Here is a 13,731-nt window from a genome sequence, read left to right as displayed (position 1 = left end):
GGTCTGACTGACATGGATATCCTCACATTATTGGGCATCATTTTTGGAGCCATCGCCGTTTTCGGTGGCGTGATTGCCAAAGGGTCCGAGGTAGCGGCTCTCTGGAACGCGGCAGCTTTCGTGATTGTCATCATCGGTACCTTCGGGGCAATGATGCTGCAGACCCCAATGCGAGGTCTGATGAGAGCGGTGAAGATCTTTGGGTGGCTGTTCAAGCCGCCGACCGAAGACCGACAGGCGCTGATTCAGAAGATCGTTGACTGGAGTCAGGTTGCCCGCAAGGAGGGCCTGCTCGGTCTTGAAGCGGTTGTGGAGGAGGAAAAGGACGAATTCACCAAAAAAGGCCTTCAGTTGCTGGTTGACGGCGGTGAGCCGGATGTTATCCGCAATATTCTGGAGGTGGATCTGGACGCCACCGAGGAATATGACAAACAGGGCGTCAAGGTTTACGAAAACCTGGGCATCTATGCGCCTACCCTGGGTATTGTGGGGGCCGTGATGGGCCTGATGGCGGTGATGCAGAATCTGGCCGAGCCGGACAAACTGGGCCCCGGGATTGCGGCAGCTTTTGTGGCGACCATCTACGGCATTGGCTCTGCCAACCTGCTGTTTCTACCCATGGCGGGCAAGCTGGATCGGGCCATCAAGGACCAGACCCAGACTCGGGAAATGTTCATCGACGGCCTGATCTCCATTGCGGAAGGGGAAAACCCCAGAAACATCGAGACCAAGCTACAAGGTTATCTAAATGGCTGACCGAATTCATCAGCCAGGCGTCACACCCCACCCCTGAGGTGGGAGGCAGGTTGTCATCATGGCGCGAAAAAAGAAAGAAGAGGAACACATCAACCATGAAGCATGGGCCATTCCCTATGCTGACATGCTGGTGTTGTTGCTCGCCTTTTTCGTGGTGATGTATTCCATCTCATCGGTGAATGAAGGCAAGTACCGGGTGTTGTCGTCTTCCTTGCAGGCGGCTTTCCGTGGTGAGCCCATGCGTATTCAGCCGGTCAGTTTTGGCGAGCGTGAGCGGGGTACGGCTGATGCGGTCTTAGACCTGGATGTCATGATGGACGATCCGGGCATGGTTCATTGGGAGGACGAGGGTATTTTCCTCCCAAGTGGCATGGATGATGGTTTCCCAGCGGCCAGCGAAAGCATGCGCGAAGGACTGGAGCAGATCGCCGACGAAATGCGTGATGCCATGTCTGCCCTGATTGACGAGGATTTGGTAGAGATCCGTGGATCGGAGTTCTATATCGAAATCGAGATCAAGGCCGATATTCTCTTCCCCAGCGGGGTGGCGGAATTGTCGCCATCGGCACGTCCCATACTTGGCCAGGTTGCCGAGGTTCTTGAGCCTTTCCCCAATCCCATACAGGTGGAAGGCCATACGGACAATGTGCCGATTGACACCGAGCGCTTCCCGTCCAACTGGGAATTGTCGGCGGGTCGGGCGGCCAGTGTGGTGCATCTTTTTCGGGACCAGGGGATCGAGCCCATGCGGCTCGCGGTGGTTGGACTGGGGGAACATCGGCCCATTGCGAGTAATGAGACGGCGGAAGGACGAAACCGTAACCGTCGGGTGGTATTGACTGTTCTGGCCGATCCCCGATTTCAGCAACGCTGGTTCGTAGAGGATGGCGCAGAAGGTGAAGCCGCCGGATTCGATGATTTGGGTGAGGAACTCCAACTGTTTGAAGATGATGGCGATGTGGCGGCCGAGGGAGAGGACTGATGTCCATCTGGGCAGTAGCCAATCAGAAGGGTGGGGTAGGCAAGACCACCACGGTGATCAGTCTGGCGGGGTCATTGCGCCGGCGTGATCGCCGTGTTCTGGTGATTGACCTGGATCCCCATGCCTCTCTGACAAGCTATCTAGGCCTGGATCCCGAGAGTACCGATGACGGTGTGTTTGCCCTCTTTCAACATGCTGCCGGTGAACAGGCGGCGGGTCCCGGACGGATCCGTTCAGCGGGTGAGGACGGTATCGACATACTGCCGGCCAGTCCTTCCCTTGCGGTACTTGATCGTAAACTGGGTACTCGGCAAGGCATGGGGGTGATCCTGCGTCGAGGTCTTCGCACCCTGGCCGCGGATTATGATCATGTACTGCTGGACTGTCCGCCCATGTTGGGCATCCTGATGGTCAATGCCCTGGCAGCTTGTGATCGCTTGGTTATCCCGGTTCAGACGGAGTTTCTAGCCCTTAACGGGCTGCGCCGCATGTTGCGCACCCTGGAAATGATCGGGCGCTCACGGGGGCAGGTGCCCGATTACCTGATTGTACCTACCCAGTTTGATCGTCGGACCCGCGCATCAGCACAGAGCTTGTATACCCTGCGGCACGAGTTTGACCCGCATGTCTGGGCCCAGTACGTTCCGGTGGATACTCGCTTTCGTGAGGCCAGTCAGCTGGGGCGCCCCTTGACCACGCTGGAGCCCGCTTCACGCGGCGCCCAGGCCTATGATGCGCTCTGTCGTCAGCTGTTGGAGATGGAACAGACGCCGGCAAGGGGGATGGCATCATGAGTCAGGGAGAACAGCCACTTGCACGGTATCTGGAAGACATGCTGACCGAGCCGGAAGCTGACAGCCCGGCGGAAAGCGTGGTTCAGCCGCCTGCGGCGGTGGAACCCGAGCCTGAACCAGTGCCGCAGCCCGAGCCGACCTCTGGTTCTGAAGAGGCAGTGACGGAGGAATGGTGGGGCTTTGGCGTGGCCCACCTGATTCTGGTGGTTTCTGGTAAGGAGGTGGCCGCTGTGCTGGAAGCCTGCCCGCCAGGGCTGGAGTTGGCGGACGGCGTGATGGATCAGGGAGAATATCGCCTTGATGGTAGTTCTCGGCGCCTGGTGGATCCGGCAGCTCTGATTCTGCCGCCGGAGCAGCTTGACCGACTGCCGCCATTGGAACAGCGGGCCCAGGGCTTGATTCACCTCAAGCGGGAGGGTCTCAGCCTGATTGCCGGGTCCGAGCCCATGCCGGTTGCCCTGAGCGGAGACGAGATTCGCTGGCGTGAGACTTCCGGCAGCCGAGCATGGATGGCCGGTACCGTGATGAGTCGTGGCATGGTAGTGCTGGATGTGGCGGGTATCATGGCAGTCCTGAGTGGAGAGGGTGACTAGAATGGCTGAAGCAGCAGCCCGCAAGGGTCGCCGACGTAAGAGCGGCAAGAATGGAAAGAGCCCGGAGCGCTTGCAGGAAGCCCGCGAGCAATGGGTGACCTTCCGCTTGGGGCGTGAAACCTATGGTCTGAAGGCTCTTCACGTCCAGGAGATACTCAAGGCTACCGAGATCTCCCCGGTTCCCGGTGCGGAGTCATTCGTTCTCGGAGTGATCAATCTGCGCGGCAACATCGTAACCGTGATTGATACCCGCAAACGCTTCGGCTTATCCGAGCCCGAGGCGGAAGGGGTTCGCCAGATCATTGTGGTCGAGGTTGATGAGCATGCCCTGGGATTGCTGGTTGATGATGTGGATGAAGTCGCCGATGTGCGCCCGAGCGAGATCGAACCACCACCGCAGTTCGAATCGGACCAGGTAGCGCGCCATATTCAGGGTGTGGTTCGTCGCGACAGCGGGCTAACGGTCATGGTTGATGTTCGTCGCCTTATGCCCAGTCAGGAAAAGGCCGCAGGGGCTGGCTGATATGGCGGCCGATGAAGTCACTCCCACCAGTGGTATCCGTGCCACTGCCCCGACCCGCCGGGAACTTGATGATGAAGAACGTCGGCGTCGGGAAGAGGAACGTCGTCGCCGACGTGAAGCGCTGGCCCGCGCCCAGGCGGAAAAGGGTACCCGGGAGGAGTCCGAGAGCGAAGGGACGGCCAGCGATCAGACCAAGGCCTCGTCCCGCCAAAGGGATGACGATGACGATGATTCCAGCCGGCACATCGATGAATATGTTTGAGGTCTTGCCAGACTGCGGGTGTCCCTGTGCAGTTTGACCCCTTGGTGTGGCTCGCGGGTGGCGCCATTGGCGTGTTGGGCCTGGGCCTTTGCCTGGCCTGGCTGGGCCTGCGCCGCCTGATGGCGGCTGAGCGCCTGGTTCGAGATTTGCGCCAGGAGGTCAGATCCCAACTGCGGGAAGCGACAGAGCTCAAGCCTCTGGTCTTGCAGATGGGGGAGCGCCTGTCGGCGGTTGAACGCCGGGCCCAGTATTTGGGCGAGCGTCAGCAGCAGGTGGAAGCTCGCGCCACCAGCGGGCCTGACTACGATCAAGCCATTCGAATGGCCAAGGCCGGCGCGGCACCGGACGAAATCATGCGCCAATGCGGTTTGGGCCAGAATGAGGCCCGCCTGATCGTTTCCATTCACGGTCTGCGGGAGGGGTGAGAGCCTCGCTCAGGTCGTCCCGTCAGTGTCCTGGTCGCTGGTATTCTTCGGGCTTCGCCCCGAGACCCAGTAGGCGAATGCGATCACTTCAGCGACCGCCACGTAGAGGGCCCTGGGGATCTGATCTCCCACCTCCAGCCGCGCCAGAAATTGCACCAGCTCCGGGTCTTCGTGGATGGGGATGCCGTGGCTTTCCGCCAGTTCAAGGATTTCTGCGGCTAATTTCCTGCGCCCCTTCGCAGTAACTTCCGGTGCCCCCTCGCCGTCATAATGCAGCGCCACCGCCAACTCGGCATCGTTTCGAGAAGAGCTGTGCTCACTCATGCCTGGCTCCTGAACAATTGCCGGGGCAGGGCGCTGTCGGCCTGTGGGGCTTCTCCCACGGACAAACCGAGATGCTCCAGGTCCAGTGCCGCGGAGCGCAGGCGCCGACGCAGTTCGTCGAGGTTGGCGGACACCAGCGCATGGCCTGACTGATCGCTGGCGTGTAATTGAATGGACAGGCGCTCCCCCTTTAGGCGCAGACTGGCGGAGAAGGGGCCAAGGCCGGGAATGTTCACCGCAATTCGGGCGGTCCAGACCGATTCACTGTCCTCGCGCCGGCTCTTGTGTTGCTGGAACTGAAACTGCCAGAGATCATAGGCCGCTTGTCGCTGTACCGGCAGTTCGAACCAAAGCAATTGGCGTCCGCCATCCGACTCGGGTGGCATGGAGGCCAATTGATGTAATTCACTCCGGGCAATCGCACCCTCAATCTGGCGCACCACGATGCGCAGGCTTTCTGGCAGTTCTCGCAGTAGTTGCCCTTGCTGGCCGCTGATGGCTGCTTTGGCCAGGCTGCCTCCTTGTCCCTGAGCCAATTGTGACTGCAGTGCGGACGGCGGGGGTGGGCCTAGAGGCCAGCCGCGACCGGGCGGGGGAGGGGGTTGGCCACGGGCGACGTCCCTGCCGGAGGCAATGGTCTCGGGCAGGCGTCCTTCCCGCATGGCATCACGCAGGCCCAGCAGCGCACGGGCCAGTACGGCTGTCCAGTCGCGCTGGAGTCCTCCTGTCGGGGTTGTCCCGGCCGCTTCGCTGCTCAGGCGGTGCAAGGTCAGTAAACCACTGTCCGTGAGAGCCCGAGCCAATCCATCCGGGGTGCTTACGGTGCTTGCGGTGGGGACGGCATTCAGGATGGGGGACAGCAGGCGTTGCAGGGTTCGGAATTGTTCGCCACCGCTCACCGCTGGCCCGGCGGTGCGAACTTGTTGATCTGGCGGGGTATTCACTGCCGCCAATAGCTGACGCAGGCCCAGCAGTAGCTGGCGGGGGTCAGTTTGCCGCGTCAGGGCCTGAACGGCAGCGTCAGCGCGACTGAGTTCCAGGCCTCGGGGGTGGGCGGGGCTGCCGGCCCGATCCGCAGCCAGGGTTTCCAGCACTCGGACGGCCAGCTCCGGGCGGGTTCTCAAGATCTCGAGCCGAAGCCGGCTCCCCTCAGGGGGTGTGGGGCTATCAGCCGTAAGGGGCAGCTGGCGGTTTCCAATTTGCAGTGCCATTCGTCCATCCTGGAAAACCACTCGTGCCTCCAGGACCTGACCCGGCCGGAAGTTTGAAGGCAGGCTGTTCCCGGCCCGGGATTGTCTGGTTGGGGGGATATCCCCCGGTCTCAGATCCGACATGGGTTTGCCTCTTGGATACCTGTCGCAACCTCTCGGGCCTGCAGCAGCTAATGATCACCGTCTCCGGTTAGAATACACCCAGGCGTGTTAGCCGGCATACTGGCCGGAATCTGGCACGATTCATGCTGCAGGTGGACTCATGGCCATGGTTGTCGGAGATTTGACAGTACTTTTCTCAAGATTCTCCACTGCTTGCCGTCAACTGTTATGTGGCAACGCAAGCTCGGGCAGGTTGTTTGCGAGTGATTTGCCCGGTCGCTACCGGCACTTCCGTCCCACAAGGGAGCCTGATCAGGATGACTGAACAAGACGGTTGGGAACAATCCGACCATTCCGTACTGGCCGGCTTCGAGGATGATGGCCGCCAGGTCCTCAGTTTCAGTCTCGGCGGCGAGGAGTACGGGATCGACATTGTCCGGGTCCAGGAAATTCGCGGCTGGTCCCGAGTCAGAAAGGTGCCCGGTGCCCCCGAATGGATGCTGGGCATGCTCAAGCTGCGGGGTGCCGTCATTCCGGTGGTGGATATGCGGCTGCGTTTTGGCCTGCCAGTGACTGAGAGCAGTGATCGAACGGTGATTATCATCCTCAATCTGGACGAGGACGAAGACGGACATGATGTGGGTATCGTGGTTGATGAGGTGGCTGACGTGATCGGGGTGCCGGAGGACGGAATTCGTCCAGTGCCCCGCATGGGAACGGCTGTGGATACGGAATACCTTGAGGGCATTGCCACCAGTGGTGAGGGCATGCTCATGCTTCTCGACGCAGACCGGTTGTTTCGGGATTGGGAACTCAAAGAGTTGCGTGAGTGGGGCGAATGAGGGCTGGGCGCTGCTTACTTGGCAAGCGCGAGCCGGTGTCTGACCCAAGTGCATGCATAGCAGCGAATCGCGTAGGGGATGAGAAATGAATATGGTTCTGACGATCAAAAAGCGCCTGACCTTGTTGATCTTGGTTGCTGCTCTGGTATTGCTCGTGGTGGGCATGATGGGGCTGAATGGCAGCCGAATGGGTGCCAATGCTCTTGATCGAATCGTCGGCCAGAATGTCGAAGTCACCGAGCTTGTCAACGAGATCTATGTCAATGAACTGATGCAGCGCCAAAGCGTGTTGGAGGCCCTCAGCGAACCCTTGCCCAATGTGATTAACCGGACAATGGATGAAGTGGATGAACGCGAGGCGGATACCAGTCGCTTGTTTGAGCGGTATGAAGGCATGGTCGCCACGGATGAGGAGCGGGAGATGGCGCAGGACTGGCTGGCGGCTCGTCAGGAGCAGGCCGAAGCCATGGAAAGGGTGTTTGATGCATTGCTGGACGAGAATGTTGATCTGGCCATCATGCTGACGCAGAACCAGTTGGAGCCGGCTAGCATAATGGTGCAGCGAGGAGCTCGTCAGTTGGTGGAATATCAGCGCAATAGGGTTAATGAAGTAAGCGATGAACTGGGTGAGCAAATCGGCAATCTGGTTCTTGCCGCCGCGGTGGTTCTGTTGATTTCCCTGGCTGTCATCGCTTTTCTCGGTTGGGGCACAATTCGCAATATCAATTCTGCCCTGGCCAAGGCTTCCGATGTGATCAGCCGTATCGCTGATGGTCAGCTCAATAACCGTACAACAGTCAAGGTACGGGATGAAGTGGGATTGATGATCGAGGATCTCTCCCGCATGGATGAAAAGCTCGCCGATATCGTGACCCGGGTGCGTGAAGCGGCCACCTCCGTGGATGCTGCTGCCCAGGAAATTGCCTCCGGTACGGATGATCTCGCTCAGCGTACTCAGGAGCAAGCTTCCTCCATTGAAGAAACCGCTTCCAGCATGGAGGAGATGACCTCCACGGTGAAGAACAATGCGGATAACGCCCAAGAGGCCAATCAACTGGCCTCTGGGACCCGTCAAGACGCCGAGCGTGGTGGCGAGGTGGTCAAGCGGGCGGTGGGGGCCATGCGCGAGATCGACGAAAGCAGTGGCAAGATCGTCGAGATTATCTCGGTGATCGATGAGATTGCTTTCCAGACCAATTTGCTCGCTCTCAATGCGGCGGTTGAAGCGGCCCGGGCGGGTGAGCAGGGGCGCGGCTTTGCCGTGGTTGCAACGGAGGTTCGGAACCTGGCTCAGCGTAGTGCCAAGGCCGCCAAGGAGATCAAGGATCTGATCAACGACAGTGTGGACAAGATCAAGAACGGCTCCGAGTTGGTGGAGCAATCCGGCCAGACCCTGGAAGGCATCGTGGAGAATGTGCGCCGGGTGACAGAGATTGTCGCCGAGATTGCCGCTGCTTCCAATGAGCAGGCTTCCGGTATTGATCAGGTCAATCGGGCCATCATGCAGATGGACGAAGTCACCCAGCAGAACGCATCGCTCGTGGAGGAAACTGCCGCTACCAGCCGTTCCATGCAGGAGCAGGCCGGTCAGTTGCTGGATCGTGTCGCCTTTTTCAGTCTGGGTGCGGATGACCAGGAAGGACAGATCCTGGCGGAGCGCAGCCATGAGGCCAAGCGTGCCACCCGTGAACAGGAGGAGCGGGTCAAGGACCAGTTGCAGAGTGCCAAGCAATCAAGTGTTGGACAGGATACGGGGCAGTCTAGTCCACGTCGTCAGGAGTCTGGGCGCCCGGTTCAGTCCAGTCGGTCTGAGGATGACCTTTGGGAGGAGTTCTGACGCCGTTCATGCCTTCTTCTGGCAGGAAGTTGCGATGTGGGTATTAACATCAAGGGTGGCGGCGTCTCTGACTCGCCACCCTTTTTCTTTGGCTCCCTGCCAAGACAGTGGAGTAGCAGTCTCGGGCTTGAACTGATTTTTATCGGTTGAGCTTCTGTTAGTTGAGAGAATTTTGCCATAATCTGGGGAGCAGGCCACTGACGATGTCCGTACCGATGAAACAGTCCTCAGCCAAGCAGTATGCGTTCTCGGACGCTGAATACGAGGAGCTGCGTCGCATTATCGAGCAAAGCGTCGGGATCGCCCTCGCCAGTGGCAAACGCGATCTGGTCTATGGCCGGGTCTCAAGACGGGTGCGGGCCCTGGGTTTGTCCTCCTTTGCCGAGTATCTTGCACGACTGCGCAAGGGTGATCAGGCAGAGTTGGAAGAGCTGGTCAACGCCATGACCACGAACGTCACCCAGTTCTTTCGCGAGTCTCACCATTTTGATTATCTTCGCGAGACCTTCCTGCCGGAGATGGTGCAAAGGCATCAGCGAGACCGGGTGATACGCATCTGGTCAGCAGGCTGTTCAAGTGGCGAAGAGCCCTATTCCATCGCCGTGGTCATGGCGGAGTTTTTGGACGCTCATCCCGGATGGCGGGCCGAAATCTGGGCCACTGACGTGGACGGTGCCATCTTGCGGCAGGCGGAAGAGGGTGTGTATCCCATGGAGAGTCTCAAGGATGTCTCTCAGGAACGTCTGCGTCGTTTCTTCCTGCGGGGCAAGGGCGTGAATGAAGGCAAGGTGCGTGTAGGCAAGTCGTTGCGTGAAATTGTGCAGTTTCAACGCGTGAATCTGATTGAACCATGGAGAATAAGGCAGTCTTTTGATGCAGTGTTCTGCCGTAATGTGATCATATATTTTGATCGTGCACACAAGAAGCAGGTCGTGGAGGGGTTCGCCGATCATTTGGCCCCCAAAGGGCATTTGTTCCTCGGGCATTCAGAGTCCCTTCATGGTCTGACTGACCGCTATCAACTAATAGGCAAGACCATTTATCGGAGGCGGGACTGAGTTGATGGCGGTTATGGTGCATGGGAATGTCGGAGGCACGCAAAATGCGTCAGGTTTTTGGCGGTAACTCTCAAGGCTTTTCGACCTTCGATCCCAGGCTTGACCGAGATGTTTTTCGGATTCATGCGGGTGGTTATTGCGTCGCTGCAGGGCCGGCGATAATCAGCACCCTGTTGGGTTCATGTGTGGCGGTTTGCCTGCGGGATCCCGAGGGACCGGTGGCGGCGATGAACCATTTCCTGCTGCCCTGGCCTGATCGCGTTTCTGCCGATAAACAAGTTGAAGGTGATTGCCGGTATGGCGTCTATGCCATGAGGGCTATTGTGGATGGCATGGAGCGGATGGGTGCCTGTCGCACGCGGATGCAGGCCAAGCTGTTTGGTGGCGCGGAGATGTTGGCCGGTATGCAGCCTGTGGGACGTGGCAATATCGGATATGCAGAAGAAGTGCTTGAGAGGCTGGGAATTCCGGTGATTGCCCGGGATGTTGGCGGGCGGGAGCATCGGGTCATTCGCTTCTTTACTGAAAATGGTCGAGTCCAGTTGCAGAAGCCTCGGGCCCGTGGGGTAGAGTCTGTGGTGGCGCGCCGTCACGGCGGGACTGAAGCTGCATTGCGAGGAGAATAATTGCGTATGCCAGGCAAGATTCGTGTGGTTGTAGTGGATGATTCCGCTCTGGTCCGTAAGTTGCTGACCCGGATGCTGGAATCCGATCCCGGGATCGAAGTGGTGGCGACCGCACCCGACCCCTATGTCGCACGGGATCAGATCAAGCGACATGACCCCGATGTGATCACCCTGGATGTGGAAATGCCTCGCATGGATGGGCTCACCTTTCTCGAAAACCTGATGCGTCTGCGTCCCATGCCAGTGGTCATGGTGTCATCCCTCACCCATGACGGAGCGAAAGTGACCCTTCAGGCTCTGGAATTGGGAGCGGTAGATTTTGTGACCAAGCCGGCACAGCAACTGTCGGTCAAGCTGGAGGATTATGCTGCCGAGGTGGTTTCCAAGGTCAAGGCGGCGGCTCGGGCTCGGGTCAGTTCGCGGGAAACCTACTCCGGCGAGGCCCGAGAGGCGTTTCGTCAGCGGGTCCGGGAGTCCTTGAGGGAGGCCGGCGCCTACGAGGCCAGAAGCACCGGCGGTCGGCAGAAGGTCGTGGCGATAGGGGCCTCCACTGGTGGTACCGAGGCCATCCGCCGAGTGCTGGAATGCCTGCCGCCCAACGCGCCGCCCATCATTATTAGCCAGCACATTCCCGCCAGTTTTTCCGGCCCCTTCGCGGAGCGTCTGAATGGAATTTGCAGTCTCACGGTTCGGGAAGCGGAGAATGGCGTTCCTCTCATGCCGGGGCATGCCTATGTGGCCCCGGGGGATTATCATCTGCGCCTTCGGCGTGATGGTGCCCGCCTGGTTTGTCGACTGGATCAATCGGCGACGGTCAATCGCCATCGCCCCAGTGTTGACGTGATGTTCGAGTCCGTGGCCCAGGCGGCGGGGAGTGAGTCGGTGGGTGTTTTATTGACCGGCATGGGCCGTGATGGTGCCGAAGGGCTGCTGCAAATGCGCAAGGCCGGGGCATCCACAATGGTTCAGGACGAGGCGAGCTCGACCGTCTGGGGCATGCCCGGGGCGGCGGTCCAGTTAGGGGCGGCGGAGGAGATCCTTGGCCTCGAGGCCATTCCTGCCCGCATGCTGGCCCTCGCGCAGGGAGACACGGCCCGCCCGGCCTGAATCTGCCCCCCACGACTCCCCCGTCCGGGGGAGTACCGGGCGGTGCCCGGCATCTGCTAACATACCCCGATTATGCTCAGGCGCGCCTGCGGAATCCGCCGGATTTCCTGTCCCGCGCCTATTAGCCCTGGCGGAAGCGAATCACAGTGGAGGTTGCAGAGAAATGAACGCGGAATTCGAGCGTAAGCTGGACCAGCTAAAGCGTGTTGCCAATGATCTGGTGGCCCCTGGGAAGGGTATTCTGGCCGCCGATGAGAGTACCGGGACGATCAAGAAGCGGCTGGACTCGGTGGGTGTGGAATCCACTGAAGAGACTCGCCGCCGTTATCGGGAGATTCTGTTCACCACCCCTGGCGCCGAGGAGTTCGTTAGCGGTGTAATCCTCTTTGATGAGACCCTGCGCCAGTCCAGCCGGGAGGGCACGCCCTTCCCCGAGCTGCTGAAGTCCAAAGGCATCATTCCGGGGATCAAGGTGGATGCCGGTGCCAAGCCGCTGGCGGGGCATCCTGACGAGAAGGTCACAGAGGGGCTGGATGGTCTGCGTGATCGCCTGGCCGAATATGCCGAGTTGGGCGCTCAGTTCGCCAAGTGGCGTGCCGTGATCAGCATCGACACCGATAAGGGGCACCCCTCGGACTGGTGCCTGGATGCCAATGCCCACGCGCTGGCCCGTTATGCCGCCCTGTGTCAGGAAGCCGGCATCGTGCCCATTGTTGAGCCGGAAGTGCTGATGGACGGCAGTAACAGCATTGAGGTCTGTGAGGACGTCACCAGCCGGACCCTGAATCGGGTCTTCAATGCCCTGTTCGAGCACGGCGTGGTGATGGAAGGCATTCTGCTCAAGCCCAATATGGTCATCGCGGGCAAACAGGCAGAACGTCAGGCAGACCCCCGTGAAGTGGCCGAGGCCACCGTGCGCTGTCTGCGCCGCCATGTGCCCGCGGCCGTACCGGGGATCGTCTTCCTCTCCGGTGGGCAGAGCGATGAATTGGCGACCGAGCATCTGAACATCATGAACCAGCTCGGCCCGCATCCCTGGGAGCTCAGCTTCTCCTATGGCCGTGCCCTTCAGGCCCCGGCCCTGAAGACCTGGGCTGGCGACGAGTCCAAGGCGGAAGCTGCCCAGCAGGCCTACTATCATCGTGCCCGCTGCAACGGCGCAGCCCGGTCCGGTGACTGGTCCGAGAATATGGAGAAGGACAAGGCAGCCTAAGCAAGCACTGGGGCCCCGGGAATCACTTCCCGGGGCTTTTTTTGGCCTGTTCAACAAGGATGGCGTCATGACGCGTCCAGCGGGGCAAGAACCACATATCGAATTGGAAGGCCTTCGTTTCCAGCGCGACGGACGGCCGATTTTCGAAGATGTCAGTCTGAGCATCCCACGGGGCAAGGTCACCGCGATCATGGGGCCCAGTGGGACCGGCAAGACGACCCTTCTGCGGCTAGTAACCGGCCAGTTGCTGCCAGAGAGGGGCAGTATCCGGGTCGATGGCCAGGAGGTGACGGGCATTGGGCGAGAAGCCTTGTATCGGCTGCGCAAGCGCATTGGCTTCCTTTTCCAGCATGGTGCCTTGCTGACGGATCTAGATGTCTATGAGAATGTCGCCTTCCCGCTTCGGGAGCATACCCAGCTCCCGGATTGCCTGATTCATCATCTGGTCATGACCAAGCTGCAATCGGTTGGCCTGCGTGGTGCGGCGCGTCTTATGCCTTCTCAGCTTTCCGGCGGCATGGCCCGTCGAGTGGGTTTGGCTCGTGCCGTTGTCATGGATCCGGAGCTGGTTCTCTACGACGAGCCTTTTGCCGGGTTGGACCCCATTTCCATGGGTGTGATCGTTCGCCTGATCAGAGAGATCAACGAGGCGCTCGGCCTCACCAGTGTGATCGTCTCCCACGACATCGAAGAAGTCTCTCAGGTGGCGGATTGGGCCTGGATCATTGCCGATGGCCGCATTATCGCCGGCGGGACCCCGGAGGAGCTGCGGGGCGAGGAGTCGCCCTGGGTGCGCCAGTTCATGCATCGCCTCTCTGATGGCCCGGTCGATCTCGTTGCGTAGGTCGGGGTCGCGGTAGAGCAGCGAGCGGGACACGCCAGCGGCGCTCGCGACGGCAGCGAAGGTGATGGGGGTGCCGTCTCGGTCGAGTCGGCGCAGCGCAGTCCGGGCCCGGTCGCGGACGGTGGTGGCGCGGTCGCGGGTCGCGGCGGTGAGTGCTGCACGGTTGTCAGCTGGCATCGGCGGGCTCCTCACGGTCGATGGCTTCGAGCGCGTCGATGACGTGTTCGAGGTT

Annotated in this window: 16 protein-coding genes and 1 pseudogene; 14 read left to right on the top strand and 3 right to left on the bottom strand. The window is 60.0% G+C overall.

Features of this window, described 5'->3' with window-relative positions:
• Nucleotides 1-12: 12 nt before the first annotated feature.
• The 7 genes from ACJWXQ_RS12655 to ACJWXQ_RS12625 are packed head-to-tail and all read left to right on the top strand — an operon-like array spanning nt 13 to nt 4,335.
• A complete protein-coding gene (locus tag ACJWXQ_RS12655; protein ID WP_346049310.1) occupies nt 13-756 on the top strand; it encodes a flagellar motor protein in 744 nt (247 codons plus the stop codon).
• 58 nt (nt 757-814) lie between these two features.
• Entirely contained in the window at nt 815-1,738 is a 924-nt protein-coding gene (gene motD, locus ACJWXQ_RS12650) for a flagellar motor protein MotD (RefSeq protein ID WP_406672938.1), read from the top strand.
• Nucleotides 1,738-2,532, top strand: a complete 795-nt coding sequence (locus ACJWXQ_RS12645; protein WP_346049314.1) for a ParA family protein — start codon at nt 1,738-1,740, stop codon at nt 2,530-2,532. The genes motD and ACJWXQ_RS12645 overlap by 1 nt, the downstream gene beginning before the upstream one ends.
• A complete protein-coding gene (locus tag ACJWXQ_RS12640; RefSeq protein WP_406672937.1) occupies nt 2,529-3,125 on the top strand; it encodes a hypothetical protein in 597 nt (198 codons plus the stop codon). Before ACJWXQ_RS12645 ends, ACJWXQ_RS12640 begins: the two co-directional genes overlap by 4 nt.
• 1 nt (nt 3,126) lies before the next feature.
• Nucleotides 3,127-3,648 (top strand): chemotaxis protein CheW, encoded by a 522-nt coding sequence (locus ACJWXQ_RS12635; protein WP_346049318.1) that lies wholly within the window; start codon nt 3,127-3,129, stop codon nt 3,646-3,648.
• A gap of 1 nt (nt 3,649) precedes the next feature.
• Nucleotides 3,650-3,910, top strand: a complete 261-nt coding sequence (locus ACJWXQ_RS12630) for a hypothetical protein (protein ID WP_346049320.1) — start codon at nt 3,650-3,652, stop codon at nt 3,908-3,910.
• Between the two features lie 26 nt (nt 3,911-3,936).
• Nucleotides 3,937-4,335, top strand: a complete 399-nt coding sequence (locus ACJWXQ_RS12625; protein WP_406672936.1) for a DUF2802 domain-containing protein — start codon at nt 3,937-3,939, stop codon at nt 4,333-4,335.
• A 9-nt stretch (nt 4,336-4,344) separates the two neighbouring features.
• On the opposite strand, the gene ACJWXQ_RS12620 is transcribed toward ACJWXQ_RS12625, so the two are convergent.
• Nucleotides 4,345-4,659, bottom strand: coding sequence for an EscU/YscU/HrcU family type III secretion system export apparatus switch protein (locus ACJWXQ_RS12620; RefSeq protein WP_346049322.1), 315 nt, complete (start codon nt 4,657-4,659; stop codon nt 4,345-4,347).
• Nucleotides 4,656-5,783: a flagellar hook-length control protein FliK gene (locus tag ACJWXQ_RS12615; RefSeq protein WP_406672935.1), complete on the bottom strand. Its 1,128-nt coding sequence runs from the start codon at nt 5,781-5,783 to the stop codon at nt 4,656-4,658. Before ACJWXQ_RS12615 ends, ACJWXQ_RS12620 begins: the two co-directional genes overlap by 4 nt.
• A 506-nt stretch (nt 5,784-6,289) precedes the next feature.
• Here ACJWXQ_RS12615 and ACJWXQ_RS12610 point away from each other — a divergent pair.
• From ACJWXQ_RS12610 to ACJWXQ_RS12580, 7 genes are all read left to right on the top strand, one after another.
• Nucleotides 6,290-6,814, top strand: coding sequence for a chemotaxis protein CheW (locus ACJWXQ_RS12610; protein WP_346049326.1), 525 nt, complete (start codon nt 6,290-6,292; stop codon nt 6,812-6,814).
• 85 nt (nt 6,815-6,899) lie between these two features.
• Nucleotides 6,900-8,651: a methyl-accepting chemotaxis protein gene (locus ACJWXQ_RS12605; protein WP_346049328.1), complete on the top strand. Its 1,752-nt coding sequence runs from the start codon at nt 6,900-6,902 to the stop codon at nt 8,649-8,651.
• 215 nt (nt 8,652-8,866) lie between these two features.
• Nucleotides 8,867-9,709, top strand: coding sequence for a CheR family methyltransferase (locus tag ACJWXQ_RS12600; protein WP_406672934.1), 843 nt, complete (start codon nt 8,867-8,869; stop codon nt 9,707-9,709).
• 44 nt (nt 9,710-9,753) lie between these two features.
• The gene (locus tag ACJWXQ_RS12595) at nt 9,754-10,335 is read left to right on the top strand and encodes a chemotaxis protein CheD (protein WP_346049332.1); all 582 of its coding nucleotides are present in this window, start codon (nt 9,754-9,756) and stop codon (nt 10,333-10,335) included.
• Nucleotides 10,336-10,341: 6 nt separating this feature from the next.
• The gene (locus ACJWXQ_RS12590; protein WP_406672933.1) at nt 10,342-11,442 is read left to right on the top strand and encodes a chemotaxis response regulator protein-glutamate methylesterase; all 1,101 of its coding nucleotides are present in this window, start codon (nt 10,342-10,344) and stop codon (nt 11,440-11,442) included.
• Nucleotides 11,443-11,605: 163 nt separating this feature from the next.
• The gene (locus ACJWXQ_RS12585; RefSeq protein ID WP_346049336.1) at nt 11,606-12,655 is read left to right on the top strand and encodes a class I fructose-bisphosphate aldolase; all 1,050 of its coding nucleotides are present in this window, start codon (nt 11,606-11,608) and stop codon (nt 12,653-12,655) included.
• A gap of 67 nt (nt 12,656-12,722) precedes the next feature.
• Nucleotides 12,723-13,499, top strand: coding sequence for an ABC transporter ATP-binding protein (locus ACJWXQ_RS12580; RefSeq protein WP_406672932.1), 777 nt, complete (start codon nt 12,723-12,725; stop codon nt 13,497-13,499).
• A gap of 12 nt (nt 13,500-13,511) precedes the next feature.
• On the opposite strand, the pseudogene ACJWXQ_RS12575 reads toward ACJWXQ_RS12580, so the two are convergent.
• Nucleotides 13,512-13,676: pseudogene (locus ACJWXQ_RS12575) on the bottom strand (DUF6262 family protein); the annotation flags it as partial.
• Nucleotides 13,677-13,731: the final 55 nt, after the last annotated feature.

The sequence above is a fragment of the Natronospira sp. genome (genome assembly GCF_007134575.1).
Lineage (GTDB): Bacteria > Pseudomonadota > Gammaproteobacteria > Natronospirales > Natronospiraceae > Natronospira > Natronospira elongata.
Note: the sequence above shows the minus strand (reverse complement) of the source record. Positions and strands in the feature narration are given on the sequence as shown.